The following is an 18,093-nucleotide window of genomic DNA, read 5'->3' on the forward strand; positions in this document are numbered from 1 at the left end:
GGAACTCTCCCGGCAGCGCGATTGCCAAGGTCCGGCCCGCCCCTTAGGCTCGGCCGGACCCCAGCAGGAAGGAGCCGCCCGCCGTGTCGAGTGCCCGCATCCCCATGCCCAGCCGCCTTGCGATCGCCGCAGTCCTTTCTGGCCTGCTTCTCGCGCCGATGGCGCAGGCACAGGACGCCCGCGGCGTGGCCGGCCCCTATCTTGCGGCCCGCTCGGCCAGCATCGGCAGCGATTACCGCACCGCCTCGACCTATTTCTCGCGCGCGCTGATGCAGGATCCGGGCAACCAGATGCTGCTCGAGAACGCGCTGGTCTCGGAAGTCGGCATGGGCGATCTCGCCGCGGCGGTGCCTCTGGCGCAGCAGCTGCAGAAGGCCGGCGGCGCCAACCAGATCTCGAACCTCGTGCAGGTCGCGGACTTCGTGAAGGCGGGCGACTATGCCGGCGTGACGAAGCAGCTGCAGGTCGAACCGGGCGCGGGCCCGCTGGTCGACGGGCTGCTGAAGGCCTGGGCGCAGCTGGGCGCCGGGGAATCGACGGCCGCGATGGCGTCCTTCGACGCGGTGGCGAAGCTGCAGGGCATGGGTCCCTTCGGGCTTTATCACAAGGCGCTGGCCCTGGCCTCGGCCGGCGATTTCGAGGGCGCCGACAAGATCCTGTCCGGCAAGGGCACCGATGCGCTGCGCCTGACCCGGCGCGGCCTTGTCACCCATGCCGAGATCCTCAGCCAGCTCGACCGGCCGCAGGACGCGCTGGCGCTGGTCAGTGCCAAGTTCGGCGGCGAGCCCGACCCGACGCTGGAGGACCTGCGCCGGAAACTGGCCGCGGGAGACAAGATCCCCTTCACCGCCGTGACCTCCCCCAAGGACGGCTTCGCCGAGGTGTTCTATTCGGTCGCGGGCGCGCTGAGCGGCCAGGCCGCGGACAGCTTCACGCTGGCCTACGCGCGTCTTGCCGACGCGCTGCGCCCCGAGGATACCGATGTGACGCTGCTGGTCGCGGGCCTGCTGGAAAGCCAGGGCCAATACGACCTTGCCGCGCAGACCTTCAACAGGGTGCCGCGCACCGACCCGTCCTTCCCGATCGCCGAGCTCGGCCGGGCCGACACGCTGGTCGCCGCGGGCCGCACCGATGCCGCGATCGAGGCGCTCGAACAGCTGGCCAAGGACCATTCCGATCAGGCGGTGATCTGGGCGACGCTGGGCGACACCCTGCGCCGGGATGAACGCTGGCAGGCCGCGATCGGCGCCTACGACAAGTCGGTGGCGCTGTTCGACGCCCCGCAGGCAGGCCAGTGGCCGGTCTATTACGCCCGCGGCATCTGCCACGAGCGGCTGAAGGATTTCACCGGCTCGGAAGCTGACATGCGCACCGCGCTGAAACTGTCGCCCGACCAGCCGCAGGTGCTGAACTACCTTGGCTATTCGCTGCTGGAACAGACCCGCGACCTCGACGAGGCGCTCGGCATGATCGAGAAGGCCGTCGATGCCCGCCCGCAGGACGGCTACATCGTCGACAGCCTCGGCTGGGCGCTCTATCGCCTTGGCCGCTATGACGAAGCCGTGCCGACGATGGAGCAGGCGGTCGAACTGATGTCGGCCGACCCCGTCGTCAACGACCATCTCGGCGATGTCTACTGGGCGGTGGGCCGCAAGCGCGAGGCCGAGTTCCAGTGGCGCCGCGCCCTGTCCTTCAAGCCCGAGACCGATGCCGAGGCGAACCGGATCCGCGAGAAGCTGACCAAGGGCCTCGACGCGGTGCTGGCCGACGAGGGCGCGAAACCGCTGCATGTCAGCCAGGCCACGCAGGCCGGTGCGCCCGGGGTGAAGAAGTCCGACTGATGCCGCAGAACCCGGGCTTCGCGCCCGCGAAGATCAACCTCGCGCTGCATGTCTGCGGCCAGCGCGCGGATGGCTATCACCTGCTGGACAGCCTCGTGGTCTTCGCGGGCGTCGGCGACCACGTGCGCGCCGCGGATGCCCCGGACCTGTCGCTGGCGGTGACCGGCCCGCGCGCTGCGGGCGTGCCGACCGGGCCCGACAATCTGGTGCTGCGTGCGGCACGGCTGCTGGACTCCGGTCGGGGCGCGGCGCTGATGCTGGACAAGCACCTTCCGGCGATGGCGGGGATCGGCGGCGGCTCATCGGATGCGGCGGCCGCGCTGCGGGTTCTGGCACGGCTCTGGTCCTGCCCCCTGCCCGCCGCCGCCGCGGCGGCATCGCTGGGCGCCGACGTGCCGGTCTGCCTTGACCCGATACCGCAGCGGATGCGCGGCATCGGCGAGGTCCTGACCCCGCTCGCCCCCCTGCCCGAGACGTGGCTGGTGCTGCTGAATCCCGGCGTGCCGGTGGCGACGCCCGCGATCTTCCGCAGCCTCGCGCGGCGCGACAACGCCCCCCTGCCCGAGACGCTGCCGCGCTTCACCGACGCAGCGGCCTTGGCGCGGTTCCTGACCGCGCAGCGCAACGACCTGCAACCGCCGGCCGAGGCACTGGCGCCTGCCGTCACCGAGGCCTGCGCCGCGCTGGACGCGCAGCCGGGCTGCCTGATGTCACGGATGTCGGGATCGGGGGCGACCTGCTTTGGCCTGTTCGCCGCCGCGGCCCCGGCCGAGGCGGCAGCCGCAACGCTGCGGCGCGGGCGGCCGGGCTGGTGGCTGGCCGCCGCGCCGATGCTCGGCAGCGCGGATCAGGAACCGCTGGATCAGGAGACCCGGGCGACCACGTAATCAGCGATCTCGGCCAGAAGCGTGCGCAGCTCGCCCTCCGGCAGGATCTCGAGCGAGGTGCGCGCCTTGGCGGCCCAGGCCTGCGCCTCGATCTTGGTGGCCTCGAGCGTGCCGTGACGGCGCATCAGGCCCAGCGCGCGGTCGAGATCGCCCTCGTCCTGCTGGCCACGGGCGATGACCTTGGTCCAGAAGGCGCGTTCCTCGGCATCGGCGGCGGCCACGGCCTTGATCACCGGCAGGGTCAGCTTGCGCTCGCGGAAGTCGTCGCCGGTGTTCTTGCCGATCACCGCCGAGGTGCCGCCGTAATCCAAAAGGTCGTCGACCATCTGGAAGGCGATGCCCAGCGCGTCGCCATAGGCGTGCAGCGCCTGAACCTGCGCCTCGGGCACGCCGGCGATCACGCCGCCGACCTCGGTCGCCGCCGCGAACAGCGCCGCGGTCTTGCCGCGCACGACGTTCAGATAGATCTCTTCGGTGGTCGCCAGATCCTGCGCCGCGGTCAGCTGCAGCACCTCGCCCTCGGCGATGGTGGCCGAGGCATTCGACAGGATCTCCATCACCCGCATCGAGCCGCATTCGGTCATCAGCTGGAAGCTGCGCGCAAAGAGATAATCACCGACCAGCACCGAGGACTTGTTGTCCCACAGCAGGTTGGCCGAAGGACGGCCGCGGCGCTGGGTGCTTTCGTCGACCACGTCGTCATGCAAGAGCGTCGCGGTGTGGATGAACTCGACCGTGGCGGCCAGATGGACGTGGTGGATGCCCTCGTAGCCGCAGAGCCGGGCTGCGGCCAGCGTCAGCATCGGGCGCAGGCGCTTGCCGCCGGCCTCGACCAGATGCGCGGTGACTTCGGGAATGCGCGGCGCGTGTTCCGAGGCCATCCGCTCGCGGATCAGCGCGTTGACCGCCGCCATGTCGGCCGCCAGATAGGCCGCCAGCCGGTCATGCGGTTTGTGCGCGGTTTCATCCAGGCTCATTCAGCCACCTCATAGACGCTCGACCATCGGCAGGCACTCGACAAGGCACGGGCGCTGGCCTTAGTCCGGGACCATGAAGGAAGTCCTGCGCACCACCGACCCGACCAAGATCGCCTATGCCATGGTCCTGCTTCAGGGCGAGGATATAGCGGCGTTTCAGATGGACGTCCATATGAGCGTCCTCGAAGGCTCGGTGGGCATCCTGCCGCGGCGGATCATGGTGGCCGATGCCGAGGCCGACCGCGCGCGCCGGGTGCTGAGCGATCTGGGGCTGACCGACGACGGCTGGGAGGCCGGACAGGCGTGAGCTTCCCCGACGCGGCCCTGACCGAGGACGGCTTTCTGGGCGGACGGCTGAAGGTCCTGCAGCCGCGCGAGGGCTATCGCGCGGCGACGGACCCGGTGCTGCTGGCCGCGGCCTGCGCGGCGAAGGCGGGACAGTCGGTGCTTGAGCTTGGCTGCGGCGCCGGCGTGGCCTCGCTCTGCCTCGGGCACCGTGTGGCGGGGCTGGTGCAGGCGGGGCTGGAGCTGCAGCCGGGCTACGCCGAGCTTGCGCGACGCAATGCCGCGGCGAACGGCATCGCGCTCGAGGTGGTCGAGGGCGATCTGGCCGCGATGCCCGCGGCGCTCAGGGCGCGCAGCTTCGACCATGTCATCGCCAATCCGCCCTTTTATGCCGCCGACAGCGGCACGGCCGCCCGCGACACCGGGCGCGAGACCGCGCTGCGCGAGGCCACGCCGCTCGCGCTCTGGATCGACGCCGGGCTGAAGCGGCTGCATCCCGGCGGCTGGCTGACGGTGATCCATGAAACCCGCCGCCTGCCCGACCTGCTGGCGGCGCTGCCGGCCGAGCGCGCGGGCTCGATCACCTGCCTGCCACTGGCGGGCCGGGCAGGCGCAGCGCCGGGCCGGGTGATCCTGCGCGCGCGCAAGGGTGGGCGCGGCGCATTCACGCTTCTGTCACCGCTGGCCCTGCACGACGGCGCGCGCCATGACGGCGACCGCAACAACTTCCGCGCAGAGATTGATGAAGTATTGCGTAACGCAGCGCCAATAGTTTTCTAAACTATCTGTAATGCGCGGGTGGGCGGAATTTTCTGTCCCGGCGAATTGTCGCGCGTTAGTCTCAAACCTGTCACCCGGGCTTCACACAGAGGGTGACACGACTCGGGACTCGTGCTGCAATCAGGGTACGGTCCACCAGGAAGAGGAGACTTGGATGTCGCTCAATTCGCACCTGACGGAACTCCGCCGCAAGCATCAGTCACTATCAGAAGCCGTAGAACGCGCCCAGCGCGCGCCGGGCGCCGATGCGATGCAGATCGCCCAGATGAAGAAGCAGAAGCTTCGGATCAAGGAAGAGATCTCGCGCCTCTCGATGACCTGAGTCCAGTGTGTTTTCCGGTCGCGCTGGCCCTTGCGGCCAGCGCGGCCCCCCCGGTGATCAGCACCGCTGCCGCCCCCAGCCGCCAGTCCGGCGTGGCAAGACCGGACAGCACCAGCGCCAGCGTCGACAGCAGCGGCGCCGCATAGGACGCGGTCCCCAGCAGCTGGATGTCGCCCTTCTTCACCCCCACGTCCCAGACGTAGAAGGCCAGCCCCACCGGGCCGAGGCCTAGCGCGATCAAAGCGCCCCAGCCGGTGCCGGTCGCCGGCCAGACCGTGTCCTCGACCGCCAGATGCGCGAGCGCCGACAGGACCGACGTGGCAAGGCAGAACACCGCGACCGAGGCGGTGGGCACGTCGCCCAGCCGCCGCGACAGGATCGAATAGCCCGACCAGGTCAGCGCGCAGAGGAAGGCCAGACCATAGCCGAGAAGCGCCGCGGCGGTCATGGTGACCCCTGTCGAGACCAGACGCCCGCCGACGATCAGCGCCGCCCCGGCGAAGGCCAGCGCCGCGCCCACCACATGCAGGCGATTCAGCCGCTCGCCCGGCAGCAGGCCCGAGAACAGCACGATCAGCAGCGGCCAGAGATAGGCGATCAGCCCCGCCTCGGCCGCAGGCGCCAGCCGCAGCGCCGAGAAATACAGCAGGTGGTATCCGAAAAGCCCTGCGGTCCCGAAGGCATAGACCCGCAGCGGGATGCCGCGCAGCGCGGCGAAACCGTCGGTCGCAAGGATCCAGATCACGCCGATCGCCCCGCCGATCGCGAAGGTCACCGCGTTCAGCTGCAACGGCGGCACCGGCGCCGAGCCGACGGTGAACAGCGCCAGAAGCGCCCAGAGCAGGATCGCCCCGAAGCCGATCGCCGTCGCCCTGCCCTTCGCCATCACCGCCCCCTGTGCCGTCTTGCGGCCATTCCTGCCGCGCGCCTCGGCGGATGCAAGGCCCGGCCAAGAAAAAGGGCCGCGCAGCGTGGCGCGGCCCCTGTCTGTCGCTTTTACAGGCGGTCAGGCGAAATACTGGCCGCCGTTTGCGGTGATCGTGGCCCCGGTGATGAAGCCCGCGTCGTCGCCGGCCAGGAAGACCACGCAGCGCGCGATCTCTTCCGGGTTGCCAAGGCGGCCGACCGGGATCTGGGCGATGATCGATTCGCGGACCTTCTCCGGGACCGCCATCACCATCTCGGTCGCGATATAGCCCGGGCAGATCGCGTTGACGGTGATCCCGGCGCGCGCGCCTTCCTGGGCCAGCGCCTTGGTGAAGCCGAGGTCGCCCGCCTTGGCCGCCGAATAGTTCGCCTGGCCGGCCTGACCCTTCTGACCGTTGATCGACGAGATGCTGATCACCCGTCCGAACTTGCGGTCGCGCATGCCCGACCACAGCGGGTGGGTCATGTTGAACAGGCCCGACAGGTTGGTGTCCATGACCTCTTGCCACTGCTGGCGGGTCATCTTGTGGAACATCGCGTCGCGGGTGATGCCGGCGTTGTTGACCAGCACGTCGACCGGGCCCAGTTCGGCCTCGACCTTGGCGATGCCCTCGGCGCAGGCATCGTAATCGGCAACCGACCATTTGAAGGTCGGAATCCCGGTCTCGGCGGTGAACTTGGCCGCAGCCTCGTCATTCCCGGCGTAGTTCGCCGCCACCTTGTACCCGGCAGCCTTCAACGCCAGCGAAATCGCCGCGCCGATGCCCCGCGAGCCACCGGTCACCAATGCAACTCTCGACATATGTCCCCCCTCGGCCTTCGAGATCTTAGAGTTATTTGATTAAACACTTGCCGCAACAGGCGCAACATTCTTGCGCCCGCAGCATTTTCGACCTTGGTCTCAGAGACCTTCGAGGCACATGGCGACGCCCATGCCGCCACCGATGCACAGCGTCGCGAGGCCCTTCTTGGCGCCCGAACGCTGCATCTCGAACAGCAGCGTGTTGAGGATTCGCGCGCCCGAGGCGCCGATCGGGTGACCGATGGCGATGGCGCCGCCGTTCACGTTCACCTTGGCCGGATCCCAGCCCATGTCCTTGTTCACCGCGCAGGCCTGCGCCGCGAAGGCCTCGTTCGCCTCGACGAGATCGAGGTCGGCGGCCTTCCAGCCGGCCTTGTCCAGCGCCTTGCGGCTGGCGAAGATCGGACCCACGCCCATGATCGCGGGGTCGAGCCCAGCGGTGGCATAGGAGGCGACGCGCGCGATCGGGGTCAGGCCGCGCTTCGCGGCTTCCTCTTCCGACATCAGCAGCACGCCCGCGGCGCCGTCGTTGATGCCCGAGGCGTTGCCGGCGGTGACCGAGCCGTCCTTCACGAAGGCCGGGCGCAGCTTCTGCATCGCCTCGATGGTCGCGCCGTGGCGGATGTATTCGTCGGCATCGACGGTGACATCGCCCTTGCGGGTCTTCAGGATCACCGGGACGATCTCGTCCTTGAACTTGCCGGCCTTCTGGGCGGCCTCGGCCTTGTTCTGGCTGGCGAGGGCGAATTCGTCCTGCTGCTCGCGCCCGATCTGCCACTGGTTGGCGACGTTCTCGGCGGTCTGGCCCATGTGATAGCCGTTGAAGGCATCCCAGAGCCCGTCCTTGATCATCGTGTCGATGAAGGACAGGTCGCCCATCTTGTGGCCGTTGCGCAGGTTCTGGCAGTGGGGCGACATCGACATGTTTTCCTGGCCGCCGGCGGCCACGATCGCCGCGTCGCCCAGAAGGATGTGCTGGGTGCCCAGCGCCACGGCGCGCAGGCCCGAACCGCAGACCTGGTTGAGGCTCCAGGCCGCGGCCTCTTTCGCGAGCCCGGCATTGATATGCGCCTGGCGGGCCGGGTTCTGGCCCTGGCCGGCGGTCAGCACCTGACCGAGGATCGTCTCGGAGACCTCGCCCTTGTCGATGCCCGCACGCTCGACCAGCGCCGAGAGGACGGTCGCGCCCAGCTCATGCGCGGGCGTGTTCGCGAAGCTTCCGCCAAAACTGCCGACGGCGGTACGCGCCGCGGAAACGATCACGACATTGGTCATGCTGCTCACTCCCCTGCATAGGTTGTGCCATCAGGGCAGATCCTGCCCGTTCCGGCAACTCCAAGGACTGAGGTAAGGGGAGCGGAACGGGAACGCAATGCCCGGAAAGTCCAAGCCGGCTTGGAAAAATATGTATCTCTGATGACAACTTGGGCGGATGGCGCAGTTCTGGGCGCGCCGCGGGCGGCCCGCTTTGTCAGGCCATCGCGTCAGTTCGGGCGCCGCCGTGCGGCCTCGCCCTGCCAGGGCGGCGCGATCGAGGGCGCGCCGAAGAGATAGCCCTGCAAACAGTCGATCCCGGCGGCGGCCAGCCAATCGGCATCCTCGGGCGACTCGACGGCCTCGGCCACCGTGAACATGTCGAAATGCCGGGCGATCGACTGCAGGACCTGGCAAAGCACCTGGTTGTCGGCGCTGCGCGCGACGCCGCGCACGAAACCCGCGTCGATCTTCACCAGGTCGAAGAAGAAATCGCGCAGGTAGCGGAACGAGGTCGCCCCCGCCCCGAAATCGTCCAGCGCGAAGCACAGCCCCTTTTCCTGCTGCCGGCGCATGAAATCGGTCACCAGCTCCGGCACCAGCATCGCCGAGCTTTCGGTGATCTCCAGGATCAGCCGCTCGCCGATGGACGGATCGCGGGCCAGGCCGCGGTCCAGCACGCGCAGCCAGGGCGCATAGCCGATCGAGCGCGCCGACATGTTCACCGCCAGCCGCAGGCCCGGGGTTTCCTCCAGCGCGTCGAGCCCCTTCGACAGCGCCACGCAGTCGATGCGCCGGCCGATGTCCGTGGCTTCGACCGCGCCGATGAAGTCGCGCGCCGGAATCACGCGGCCCGTCGGGTCGAGCACCCGCACGAGCCCCTCGTGAAAGGCGATTCGGTCGGGCCGCTGCGCCTGCACGACCGGCTGGTAGGCCATGGCGACCCGCCCGGCCCGCAACGCCTCTGCCACCATCGCCAGCACGTCGCCGTCACGCTGGGTAACGGCCTGATCCAGCGGGCTGTCGAGGATTTCCAGATGCGGATCGGTGGTGCGGGGCATGGGACCCTCCCTCTCGGGTTCCTGTATCGCGGAGGAAGGTTTAAGGAGCGGTGAAGCAGGGCGGGGAGGCGCGGATGGACAGGTGCAGCTGGTGCGGGACCGACCCGCTCTACATGGCCTATCACGACACCGAATGGGGCCGGCCCGAGCCCGACGGCCGCGCGCTGTGGGAGAAGCTGATCCTCGACGGCTTCCAGGCGGGGCTCGCCTGGATCACCATCCTGCGCAAGCGCGACGGCTTCCGCAGCGCCTTCGCGGGTTTCGAACCCGCGGTGATCGCCGGCTGGGGCGAGCCCGAGGTGCAGCGCCTGCTGGCCGATCCGGGCATCGTGCGCCACCGCGGCAAGATCGAGGCCGCGATCGGCAATGCCCGCGCCTACTTGGACATCGAGGCGCGGCAGGGCTTCGCCCCCTTCCTGTGGGACTTCGTCGACGGCAGCCCGGTGCAGACCCGGCCCGCGACGATGGCCGAGGTCCCGGTGACCACCCCCGCGGCCGAGGCGATGTCGAAGGCCTTGAAGAAGGCCGGTTTCCGCTTCTGCGGGCCGACGATCACCTATGCCTTCATGCAGGCGACGGGGCTGGTGAACGACCACATCGCGACCTGCCGCTGCCAGGCGGCGGTGGCCGAGGAAGGGGCGCGCTTCCGCCTGTGACAGCGATCTGGCCCGGGTTTCTTGAGAATCCTGCGGGCCGATGTTAAATTGAGGGTATTCCCAAGTGCCGCGGGAGGAAGCGGTGCCGAACCCTGGAGGACGATGTCCTGTCTATCCCTGTCCAAGCAGCTGAAATCTCGGCTGCAGGAGCCGCGCCGATGAGCGCGATTTCCCCCGATGCCGAGAGCGATCACCTGCTCGAACGGATCCTGTCCTCGCTTGACGATGACAAGGCCGAGGAGATCGTGACGATCGACCTGCGCGGTCGCTCGTCCGTGGCCGATCACATGGTCATCTGCTCGGGCCGCTCGTCGCGCCAGGTCGGCGCCATCGCCGAAAAGCTGGTCGAGCGCCTGAAGACCGAGCTTGGCCGCTCGGCGAAGATCGAGGGCAAGGACGCGGGCGACTGGGTTCTGATCGACGCGGGCGACGTGCTGGTGCATGTGTTCCGCCCCGAGGTCCGCGAGTTCTACCAGCTCGAGAAGATGTGGATGCCCTCGGCGGCCGGTCTGGCACCGCTGCAGTCCTGACCCGGACATGAGGCTGCATCTCTGCGCGGTGGGCCGGTTGCGTGCCGGCCCCGAGCGCGCGCTTGTCGACGATTACCTTCAGCGTTTCGACCGCACTGGCCGCGCCTTGGCGCTGGGGCCGGCGGTCGAGCACGAGGTCGAAGACCGCAAGGGCGGCGGCATGGAGGCCGAGGCCGACCTGCTGTCGCGCGCGATCCCGACCGGGGCGTTGGTCTGCATCCTGGACGAACGCGGGCGGGTGATGTCCTCGCCCGACTTCGCCGAGCAGCTCGGGCGCTGGCGGGATGCCGGGCGGCAGGACGTGGCGATGGTGATCGGCGGCGCCGACGGGCTGTCGCCGGCGCTGCGGGCACGCGCGGATTTCGCGCTGAGCTTCGGGGCGATGGTCTGGCCGCACATGCTGGTGCGGGTGATGGTTGCGGAACAGCTCTACCGCGCGGCGTCGATCCTGGCGGGATCGCCTTACCACCGGGTGTGATTTCAAACAGGGGCGGGGGGGGGGGGGGGGNTGGCCGCACATGCTGGTGCGGGTGATGGTTGCGGAACAGCTCTACCGCGCGGCGTCGATCCTGGCGGGATCGCCTTACCACCGGGTGTGATTTCAAACAGGGGCGGGGGCCTGCGAGGCCCCCCGCGCCCCCCCGCGCTAGGCCCCCCTGCCCGGGCCTCGACAAAGTCGACGATGCGGGGCAGGCAGACCGACGTCAGGTCGTAGTCGCGCAGCACCCGGGCCCGGGCCGCGACCCGGTGCGCGACCATCGACTCCGGGTTCGCGAGTGCCTCGGTCAGCGCGCGTTCCCAGCCGGGAATGTCGAAGAAATCGACGAGCCGCGCCTCGACGCCGTCGGTGACGGCCTCTGTCACCGGGGCGGTGCGCGAGGCGACGATGGCGCAGCCCGCGGCCATCGCTTCGATCATCGACCAGCCCAGCACGAAGGGATAGGTCAGGTAGGCATGGACCCGGCTGACCTGCAAAAGCGACAGATAGCGGTCATAGGGCACGCGGCCGAGGAAATGCAGGCGATTGAGGTCGATGCGGTCGCCGAGTTCGTCGAGCATCGCCTGCCGCCAGCTGCCGCCCCCTTTCGGCAGGCTGCCGTAGCCCTGCCCATCATCGCCCACCATCACCACCTGCGCGTCAGGCCGCGCGGCCATCACCGCCGGCAGCGCCCGCATCAGCACATGGAAGCCGCGATAGGGTTCCAGCCGGCGGTTGACGAAGCTCAGCACCTCGTCGCCCGGGGCCAGCACCCGGCCGTTCGGCAGCGTCAGCCTTGCGGCAGGGTCGGGCTTCACCTTCGCGGTATCGACCCCGTCATGGATGACCCGGATCTTGGCCTGCAGCTCGGGCGGGAAGGTCGCGGCCTGAAAGGCGGTCGGCGCCAGCGCGGCATCGGCGTCGATCATCGCCTGCAGCATGTGCCCGCGCCGCGCCGAGGTGCCGATGCGCCCCTCGAGCGTGACGTTCTGCAGTTCGGGGTCGAAATCGGTGTCGAGCCCGGTCGTGCGATACATCAGCTCGGCATAGGCCAGCATCCGCGCCTGCGGCCAGACCTCTTTCAGGAACAGCGTCTCGCCCCATCCGGAATGGCCGAAGATCACATCCGGCACGAAGCCGTGGCGGTCGCGCAGCTGCGCCGCGGCCCGGGCCGCGCGCGCCCCGCGGTGGACCGCGCGGGCATAGGCCGAGCCGGGGCCGCCGATCGCCTTGTCCTCGTCCTCGGTCCAGCGGTAGCGGGCCACCGGCACCGCGGCCTTGCGCTGGTTGCTTTCCGCGGTTAGCCCCATCACCTCGTGACCGCGTGCCACCAGCGCCGGGGCGAGATGAAGGAACTGTCCCGGAAAGTTCTGGTGGACGAGAAGGACCTTCATTCCCGCTCGGCGGGCGGTGGCGGCGGCGCGGTGGGCGAAGCCATGCGGTCGGCGGTCAGCACCTCGTCCGCAGGCGGCAGCGGGTCCGCCGCGGGTTCGGACGCCGGCCCGGGGGCGGCATGGCCGAAGGCGGCGGCGAACAGCTCGCGCGTGTAGGGATGCGTCGGGGCGGCGAAGACCTGCGCGGCCTCGCCGGCCTCGACCACGTCGCCGCGCTTCATCACCATCACCCGATGCGACAGCGCCCGCACCACCCGCAGGTCGTGGCTGATGAAGAGATAGGTCAGCCCGTGGCGCTTCTGCAGCGAGCGCAGAAGCTCGACGATCTGCACCTGCACGGTCATGTCCAGCGCCGAGGTCGGCTCGTCCAGGACCACCACCTTCGGGCGCAGGATCATCGCCCGCGCCACCGCGATCCGCTGGCGTTGCCCGCCCGAGAATTCATGCGGGTAGCGTTCCATCGCCGCGGGGTCGAGCCCGACCTCGCGCATGATCGCAGCCACCATATCGCGCGGGTTCTGGCCCTTTTCCAGCCCGTGCACGCCCAGCCCCTCGGCGATGATCTGCTCGACCGTCATCCGGGGGCTGAGGCTGCCGAACGGGTCCTGGAACACGATCTGCATGTCGCGGCGCAGGCGGCGCAGCTGGCCTTTCTGCCAGCCCGCGATGTTCTGCCCGGCATAGAGGATCGGCCCCTCGGACGCGATCAGCCGCATCACCGCCAGCGCCAGCGTCGTCTTGCCGGACCCGCTTTCGCCGACGATGCCCAGCGTTTCGCCCTGCCGGACCGAAAGCGAGGCGTCGTTCACCGCCTTCACATGGCCCACGGTCTTGCGCATCAGGCCGCGCTGGATCGGGAACCAGACCTTCAGATGCTCGGTCCGCAGGATTTCCGGCGCATCGGCGGGTAGCGGGTCCGGCAGGCCGCGCGGCTCTGCGCCCAGCAGCTTCTTGGTGTAGTCGTGCTGGGGATTGGCGAAGATGTCCTCGGTCCGCCCCTGCTCGACGATCAGCCCGTCCTTCATCACGCAGACCCGGTCGGCGATGCGCCGCACGATGCCGAGGTCATGGCTGATGAACAGCAGGCTCATCCCTTCCGAGGCCTTCAGCTCTGCCAGCAGATCAAGGATCTGCGCCTGGATCGTGACGTCGAGCGCGGTCGTGGGTTCGTCCGCGATCAGCAGGTCCGGACCGTTCGCCAGCGCCATCGCGATCATCACCCGCTGCCGCTGCCCGCCCGACAGCTGGTGCGGATAGTCGGCCAGCCGGCTTTCCGGATCGTTGATGCCGACCTTGGTCAAGAGTTCGACGATCCGCGCGCGCGCCGCGGCGCCCTGCAGACCCTGATGCAGCGCAAGGCTTTCGGCCAGCTGCCGCTCGAGCGTGTGCAGCGGGTTCAGCGAGGTCATCGGCTCCTGGAAGATGAAGCTGATGTCATTGCCGCGCACCTTGCGCAGCCGGGCCTCGGACGCGCCGATCATCTCCTGCCCGGCATAGCTGACCGAACCCGAGGCCTGCGCGTTGCGGCCCAGAAGCTGCACGGTCGACAGCGCGGTGACGGATTTGCCCGAGCCGCTTTCGCCGACCAGCGCCACGGTTTCGCCCTTGGCGACGTCGAAGCTGACGCCCTTCACCGCCTCGATCAGGCGGCCGTCCTGGCGAAAGGCGATCTTCAGGTCTTTGACGGAAAGAATGGCGGTCATGCGAAGGTCTTGCGCGGGTCGAAGGCGTCACGCACCCCTTCGAAGATGAATACCAGCAGCGACAGCATGATCGCATAGGTGAAGAAGGCCGAGAAACCGAGCCAGGTGGCCGTCAGGTTGTTCTTGGCCTGCAGGCTGAGCTCGCCCAGCGACGGCGCGGCCGAGGGAAGGCCGTAGCCCAGATAGTCGAGTGCCGCGAGGCTGCCGATGGTGCCGGTGATCAGGAAGGGCAGCATCGTCAGCGTCGCCACCATCGCGTTGGGCAGGATGTGGCGGAACATGATCTTGGCATCCGACACGCCCAGCGCGCGCGCGGCGCGGACGTACTCGAAGTTGCGCGCCCGCAGGAACTCGGCCCGCACCACGCCGACCAGCGCCGTCCAGCCGAACATGATCGAGATCGCGACCAGCAGCCAGAAGCTGCGCCCGAGGATCGCCGAGAGGATGATGATGATGTAGAGCGAGGGGGTCGAGGCCCAGATTTCCAGCACACGCTGGAAGATCAGGTCGACCCAGCCGCCGAAATAGCCCTGCACCGCGCCCGCAGCGATCCCGATCACGGTCGAGACGCCCGAGACGATCAGCGTGAACACCACCGCCAGCCGGAAGCCGTAGATGATCCGCGCCAGCACGTCGCGCGCGGTGTCGTCGGTGCCCAGCCAGTGCTGCGCATCGGGGGCAGAGGGGGCGCTGCCGACGTTGTTCACCGTGTCGAAGCTGTAGGGGATGATCGGCCAGAGCATCCAGCCGGTCTCGACCGCCTCGCCGTTCACCTGGCCATTGGCAAAGGCCTGGTTCTGGGTGGCGACCGGGTCATCCCAGCATTCCTCGCGCCCGCCGGTCTTGATCAGGCATTGCACGGCCGGGTCGGAATAGACCGCCTCGGTCTGGAAATCGCCGCCGAAGGCGGTTTCGGGGTAGAAGCGGTAGATCGGGAAATACCACTGGCCCTTGTACGAGATCATGAACGGCTTGTCGTTCGCGATGAACTCGGCGAACAGCGACGCCCCGAAAAGCGCAAGGAAGATCCAGAGAGACCAGAAGGCGCGGCCGTTGGCGCGGAAGTTGCGCCAGCGCCGCTTCGCGAGCGGCCCCATGGTGAAGACCGCCATCAGCCCGCCCTCTTCTCGAAGTCGATGCGGGGATCGACGAAGACATACATCAGGTCCGACAGGATCCCGACCAGAAGCCCCACCAGCCCGAAGACGTAGAGCGTGCCGAAGACCACCGGATAGTCGCGCTGCACTGCCGCCTCGTAGCCCAGCCGCCCGAGCCCATCGAGCGAGAAGATCGTCTCGATCAGCAGCGACGAGCCGAAGAAGACGCCAAGGAACAGGCCCGGGAAGCCTGCGATCACGATCAGCATCGCGTTGCGGAAGACGTGGCCGTACAGCACGCGGGTCTCGGTCAGGCCCTTGGCGCGGGCGGTCATCACGTATTGCTTGTTGATCTCGTCGAGGAAGCTGTTCTTGGTCAGCAGCGTCAGCGTGGCGAAGCTGGAGATCGTCGTGGCCACCACCGGCAGGGTGATGTGCCAAAGGTAGTCCATCGCCTTGCCCCAGAGGCTCAGCGTCTCGAAATCGTCAGAGGTCAGGCCGCGCAGCGGGAAGACCCGCCAGTAGCTGCCGCCGGCGAAGAGCACGATCAGCAGCACCGCGAACAGGAACGCCGGGATCGCATAGCCGATGATGATGATGCCGCTCGTCCAGGTGTCGAAGGAAGATCCGTCCCGCACCGCCTTGCGGATGCCCAGCGGGATCGAGATCAGATAGGCCAGCAGCGTCGACCAGAGCCCGAGCGTGATCGAGACCGGCATCTTTTCGACCACCAGATCCACGACCGAGATCGAGCGGAAATAGCTCTCGCCGAAGTCGAAGCGCAGGTATTCGCCCATCATGATCAGGAACCGCTCGGCCGGCGGCTTGTCGAAGCCGAACTGCTTTTCCAGATCCGCGATGAAGTCGGGCGGCAGGCCGCGCGCCCCGGCATAGCCGCTGTCGTTGCCGGCGCCGAGGTTGGCGCCGCCCCCTGCCCCGGCATCGCCCGAGCCGCCCGACAGCACGTCGATGCCGCCGGCGCCGTTGACCTGCGCGATGATCTGCTCGATCGGCCCGCCGGGCACGAATTGCGTGAGGGCGAAGTTGATCAGCATGATCCCGACAAGCGTCGGGATCATCAGCAGGATGCGCCGCAGGATGTAGGCGGCCATGTTAACGCAGGGCCCCCTCGGCCTTCAGCTTGCCCAGCTTCTCGGCATCCGACCACCACAGCCCGTCGCCGCGCGAATAGGGCGGCTGCTCGGGCGGGCGGCCGAAGACGTCCCAGTAGGCGATCAGGTATTTGCCCGAATACCAGTTCGGCACCCAGACCTGCTTGTAGCGCAGCACCCGGTCCAGCGCCTTGGCACGGGCGTCGAGTTCCTCGCGCGAGGTCGAGCCGATCACCTCTTCGATCAGCGCATCCACGACCGGATCCGCGACCCCCGAGAGGTTGGCGCTGTCCGGCGTCGCCGCCGCCTCGGACGAGAACAGCTGGCGCAGTTCCAGCGAGGGCGAGAAGGACATCACGAACCGACCCGACAGGATGTCGTAGTCGAAATTCTTCTGCCGCTCCTGCATCTGGGCAGAGTCGATCTGGGTGAACTTCGCGTCGATGCCGATCTGGCGCAGGTTCTGCACATAGGGGTTCACGATCCGGGCGAAGCTGCCGCCATCGTCGATGAACTCGATCGCCAGCACCTGCCCGGCCGCATCCCGGCGCAGACCGTCGTTGCCGACCGTCCAGCCGGCCTCGTCGAGAAGCTTCGAGGCCTCGCGCAGGTTCTTGCGGTCCAGCTGCTGCTCGCCGCTCTTGGGCGGCTCGAAGGTCGGCTCGGTGAAGATCTCGGGCGGAAGCTGGTCCTTGTACTTCTCGAGCACGGCCAGTTCCTCGCCCTGCGGCAGCCCTTCGGCCTGCATGGGCGAGTTCTCGAAGAAGCTGTCGGTGCGCTGGTAGAGCCCGTAGAACAGCGTCTTGTTGGTCCATTCGAAGTTGAAGGCGAGCCCGATCGCCTGCCGCACCCGCGGATCCTTGAACTTGTCGCGGCGCAGATTGAACCAGAAGCCCTGCGTGCCCGAGGGCGTGTTGTCGGCCAGTTCCTCGCGCTTGACGAAGCCCTTGTCGAGCGCGGGGAAGTTGTAGCCCGTGGCCCAGATCAGCGAGAAGAATTCCTGGTGGAACAGGTATTCGCCCACCTTGAACGCCTCGAAGGCCGCGTTGTTGTCGGCGAAATACTGATAGGTGTAGCAGTCGAAATTCGCGCCACCCACGTTCACCGGCAGATCCTTGGCCCAGTAGTCGGGGTTCTTGCAGTAGGTGATCTGCCGTCCGGGCTGGGCATCCTTGACCACGAACTGGCCCGAGCCCACCGGCGCGGTCATCGTCGATTCAGAGAAATCCTTGTCGGCCCAGTAATGCTCGGGGATGATCGACAGCCCGCCCGCCAGCAGCGGCAGGTCGCGCTTCACGGAGGTCGGCGTGAAGGTGAACTTCACGCTGTGCTCATCCAGCGCCTCGACATTCTGGATGTCCTTGAGGCTGATCTTGTAGGTGGGCGAGCCCTTCTCGAGCAGAACCTTCCAGCTGAACACCACGTCCGCGGCGGTGATCGGCGTGCCGTCGGCGAATTTCGCCTCGGGTCGCATGTGGAAGATCACCCAGGACCGGTCCTGCGGATAGTCGACGCTTTCGGCGATCAGCCCGTAGGCCGCGTCGGGCTCGTCGGGCGAGCCGGTCAGCAGGCTGTCATAGGTCAAACCCAGCCCCTGCGCCGGTTCGCCCTTCAGGATGAACGGGTTGAGGCTGTCGAAGGTCGACGAGGCGCCGGTGCCGCGGAAGGTCATCGTGCCGCCCTGCGGGGCCTCTGGGTTCACGAAGTCGAAATGCTTGAAGTCGGCGGGATACTTCAGGTCGCCGAAGGTCGAGATGCCGTGGGAATGGATCACCTCGCCCGCCGGACGCTCGCTGTCGGCAGGAACAGCGGGCGGCTCGGCAGCGACGGCCGCCGGATCGGGGCTGGTATGCTGCTGCGCAAGCGCCGGCATCGCCCCCAGCAGCGCCAGAACCGCCGCCGGCACCGCGCAGGCCGTCAGCCCCGGGCGCGGGCAGAGTCGGGGCCGGGACAGGCGCGCGGGCATCGGACGATCGGTCATGGGCAA

Annotated in this window: 17 protein-coding genes and 2 pseudogenes; 9 read left to right on the forward strand and 10 right to left on the reverse strand. The window is 68.3% G+C overall.

Translation table 11 applies throughout. The annotated features are described in order from the left end of the window. Positions 1-83 precede the first annotated feature (83 nt). Positions 84-1,841 (forward strand): tetratricopeptide repeat protein, encoded by a 1,758-nt coding sequence (locus V8J36_RS00820; protein ID WP_336465354.1) that lies wholly within the window; start codon positions 84-86, stop codon positions 1,839-1,841. Continuing rightward, entirely contained in the window at positions 1,841-2,728 is an 888-nt protein-coding gene (locus tag V8J36_RS00825) for a 4-(cytidine 5'-diphospho)-2-C-methyl-D-erythritol kinase (protein ID WP_336465355.1), read from the forward strand. Before V8J36_RS00820 ends, V8J36_RS00825 begins: the two co-directional genes overlap by 1 nt. On the opposite strand, the gene V8J36_RS00830 is transcribed toward V8J36_RS00825, so the two are convergent. Beyond that, positions 2,704-3,705, reverse strand: a complete 1,002-nt coding sequence (locus V8J36_RS00830; protein ID WP_336465356.1) for a polyprenyl synthetase family protein — start codon at positions 3,703-3,705, stop codon at positions 2,704-2,706. The genes V8J36_RS00825 and V8J36_RS00830 overlap by 25 nt on opposite strands. Before the next feature lie 73 nt (positions 3,706-3,778). On the opposite strand from V8J36_RS00830, the gene V8J36_RS00835 reads away from it, so the two are divergent. The 3 genes from V8J36_RS00835 to V8J36_RS00845 all read left to right on the forward strand — a co-directional run bounded on the left by V8J36_RS00835 (position 3,779) and on the right by V8J36_RS00845 (position 5,092). Further along, positions 3,779-4,012 (forward strand): putative signal transducing protein, encoded by a 234-nt coding sequence (locus V8J36_RS00835; protein WP_336465357.1) that lies wholly within the window; start codon positions 3,779-3,781, stop codon positions 4,010-4,012. Then, positions 4,009-4,770 carry a tRNA1(Val) (adenine(37)-N6)-methyltransferase gene (locus tag V8J36_RS00840; RefSeq protein ID WP_336465358.1) on the forward strand — a complete coding sequence of 254 codons (762 nt, stop codon included), beginning with the start codon at positions 4,009-4,011 and terminating at the stop codon, positions 4,768-4,770. Before V8J36_RS00835 ends, V8J36_RS00840 begins: the two co-directional genes overlap by 4 nt. Positions 4,771-4,924: 154 nt before the next feature. After that, on the forward strand, positions 4,925-5,092 hold the full coding sequence (locus tag V8J36_RS00845; protein WP_336465359.1) for a YdcH family protein: 168 nt from the start codon (positions 4,925-4,927) through the stop codon (positions 5,090-5,092). Here V8J36_RS00845 and yddG read toward each other — a convergent pair. From yddG to V8J36_RS00865, 4 genes are all read right to left on the reverse strand, one after another. Next, positions 5,058-5,978, reverse strand: a complete 921-nt coding sequence (gene yddG, locus V8J36_RS00850) for an aromatic amino acid exporter YddG (RefSeq protein WP_336465360.1) — start codon at positions 5,976-5,978, stop codon at positions 5,058-5,060. The two genes, V8J36_RS00845 and yddG, sit on opposite strands and share 35 nt — an antisense overlap. Before the next feature lie 120 nt (positions 5,979-6,098). Then, positions 6,099-6,821, reverse strand: coding sequence for a beta-ketoacyl-ACP reductase (locus V8J36_RS00855; protein ID WP_336465361.1), 723 nt, complete (start codon positions 6,819-6,821; stop codon positions 6,099-6,101). A 99-nt stretch (positions 6,822-6,920) separates the two neighbouring features. Beyond that, on the reverse strand, positions 6,921-8,096 hold the full coding sequence (locus tag V8J36_RS00860; RefSeq protein WP_336465362.1) for an acetyl-CoA C-acetyltransferase: 1,176 nt from the start codon (positions 8,094-8,096) through the stop codon (positions 6,921-6,923). 209 nt (positions 8,097-8,305) lie between these two features. After that, a complete protein-coding gene (locus V8J36_RS00865; RefSeq protein WP_336465363.1) occupies positions 8,306-9,136 on the reverse strand; it encodes an EAL domain-containing protein in 831 nt (276 codons plus the stop codon). Between the two features lie 74 nt (positions 9,137-9,210). Here V8J36_RS00865 and V8J36_RS00870 point away from each other — a divergent pair, with 74 nt between their 5' ends. The 4 genes and pseudogenes from V8J36_RS00870 to V8J36_RS00885 form a co-directional block, all read left to right on the forward strand. Next, a complete protein-coding gene (locus V8J36_RS00870) occupies positions 9,211-9,792 on the forward strand; it encodes a DNA-3-methyladenine glycosylase I (protein ID WP_336465364.1) in 582 nt (193 codons plus the stop codon). Between the two features lie 158 nt (positions 9,793-9,950). After that, the gene (rsfS, locus tag V8J36_RS00875; protein ID WP_336465365.1) at positions 9,951-10,322 is read left to right on the forward strand and encodes a ribosome silencing factor; all 372 of its coding nucleotides are present in this window, start codon (positions 9,951-9,953) and stop codon (positions 10,320-10,322) included. A gap of 7 nt (positions 10,323-10,329) precedes the next feature. Next, on the forward strand, positions 10,330-10,800 hold the full coding sequence (gene rlmH / locus V8J36_RS00880; RefSeq protein WP_336465366.1) for a 23S rRNA (pseudouridine(1915)-N(3))-methyltransferase RlmH: 471 nt from the start codon (positions 10,330-10,332) through the stop codon (positions 10,798-10,800). A 31-nt stretch (positions 10,801-10,831) separates the two neighbouring features. Continuing rightward, positions 10,832-10,921: pseudogene (locus V8J36_RS00885) on the forward strand (23S rRNA (pseudouridine(1915)-N(3))-methyltransferase RlmH); the annotation flags it as partial. Between the two features lie 67 nt (positions 10,922-10,988). Here V8J36_RS00885 and V8J36_RS00890 read toward each other — a convergent pair. From V8J36_RS00890 to V8J36_RS00910, 5 genes and pseudogenes are all read right to left on the reverse strand, one after another. Then, positions 10,989-12,194, reverse strand: a pseudogene (locus V8J36_RS00890) (glycosyltransferase); the annotation flags it as partial. Next, positions 12,191-13,897 carry an ABC transporter ATP-binding protein gene (locus tag V8J36_RS00895; RefSeq protein WP_336465367.1) on the reverse strand — a complete coding sequence of 569 codons (1,707 nt, stop codon included), beginning with the start codon at positions 13,895-13,897 and terminating at the stop codon, positions 12,191-12,193. The gene V8J36_RS00895 and the pseudogene V8J36_RS00890, both read right to left, overlap by 4 nt. Then, positions 13,894-15,009 carry an ABC transporter permease gene (locus V8J36_RS00900; protein ID WP_336465368.1) on the reverse strand — a complete coding sequence of 372 codons (1,116 nt, stop codon included), beginning with the start codon at positions 15,007-15,009 and terminating at the stop codon, positions 13,894-13,896. The genes V8J36_RS00895 and V8J36_RS00900 overlap by 4 nt, the downstream gene beginning before the upstream one ends. Then, a complete protein-coding gene (locus V8J36_RS00905) occupies positions 15,009-16,106 on the reverse strand; it encodes a microcin C ABC transporter permease YejB (protein WP_336465369.1) in 1,098 nt (365 codons plus the stop codon). Before V8J36_RS00905 ends, V8J36_RS00900 begins: the two co-directional genes overlap by 1 nt. Position 16,107: 1 nt before the next feature. Beyond that, positions 16,108-18,087, reverse strand: coding sequence for an extracellular solute-binding protein (locus tag V8J36_RS00910; protein ID WP_336465370.1), 1,980 nt, complete (start codon positions 18,085-18,087; stop codon positions 16,108-16,110). Positions 18,088-18,093 lie beyond the last annotated feature (6 nt).

The sequence above is a fragment of the Frigidibacter sp. MR17.14 genome (genome assembly GCF_037095735.1).
GTDB lineage: Bacteria > Pseudomonadota > Alphaproteobacteria > Rhodobacterales > Rhodobacteraceae > Frigidibacter.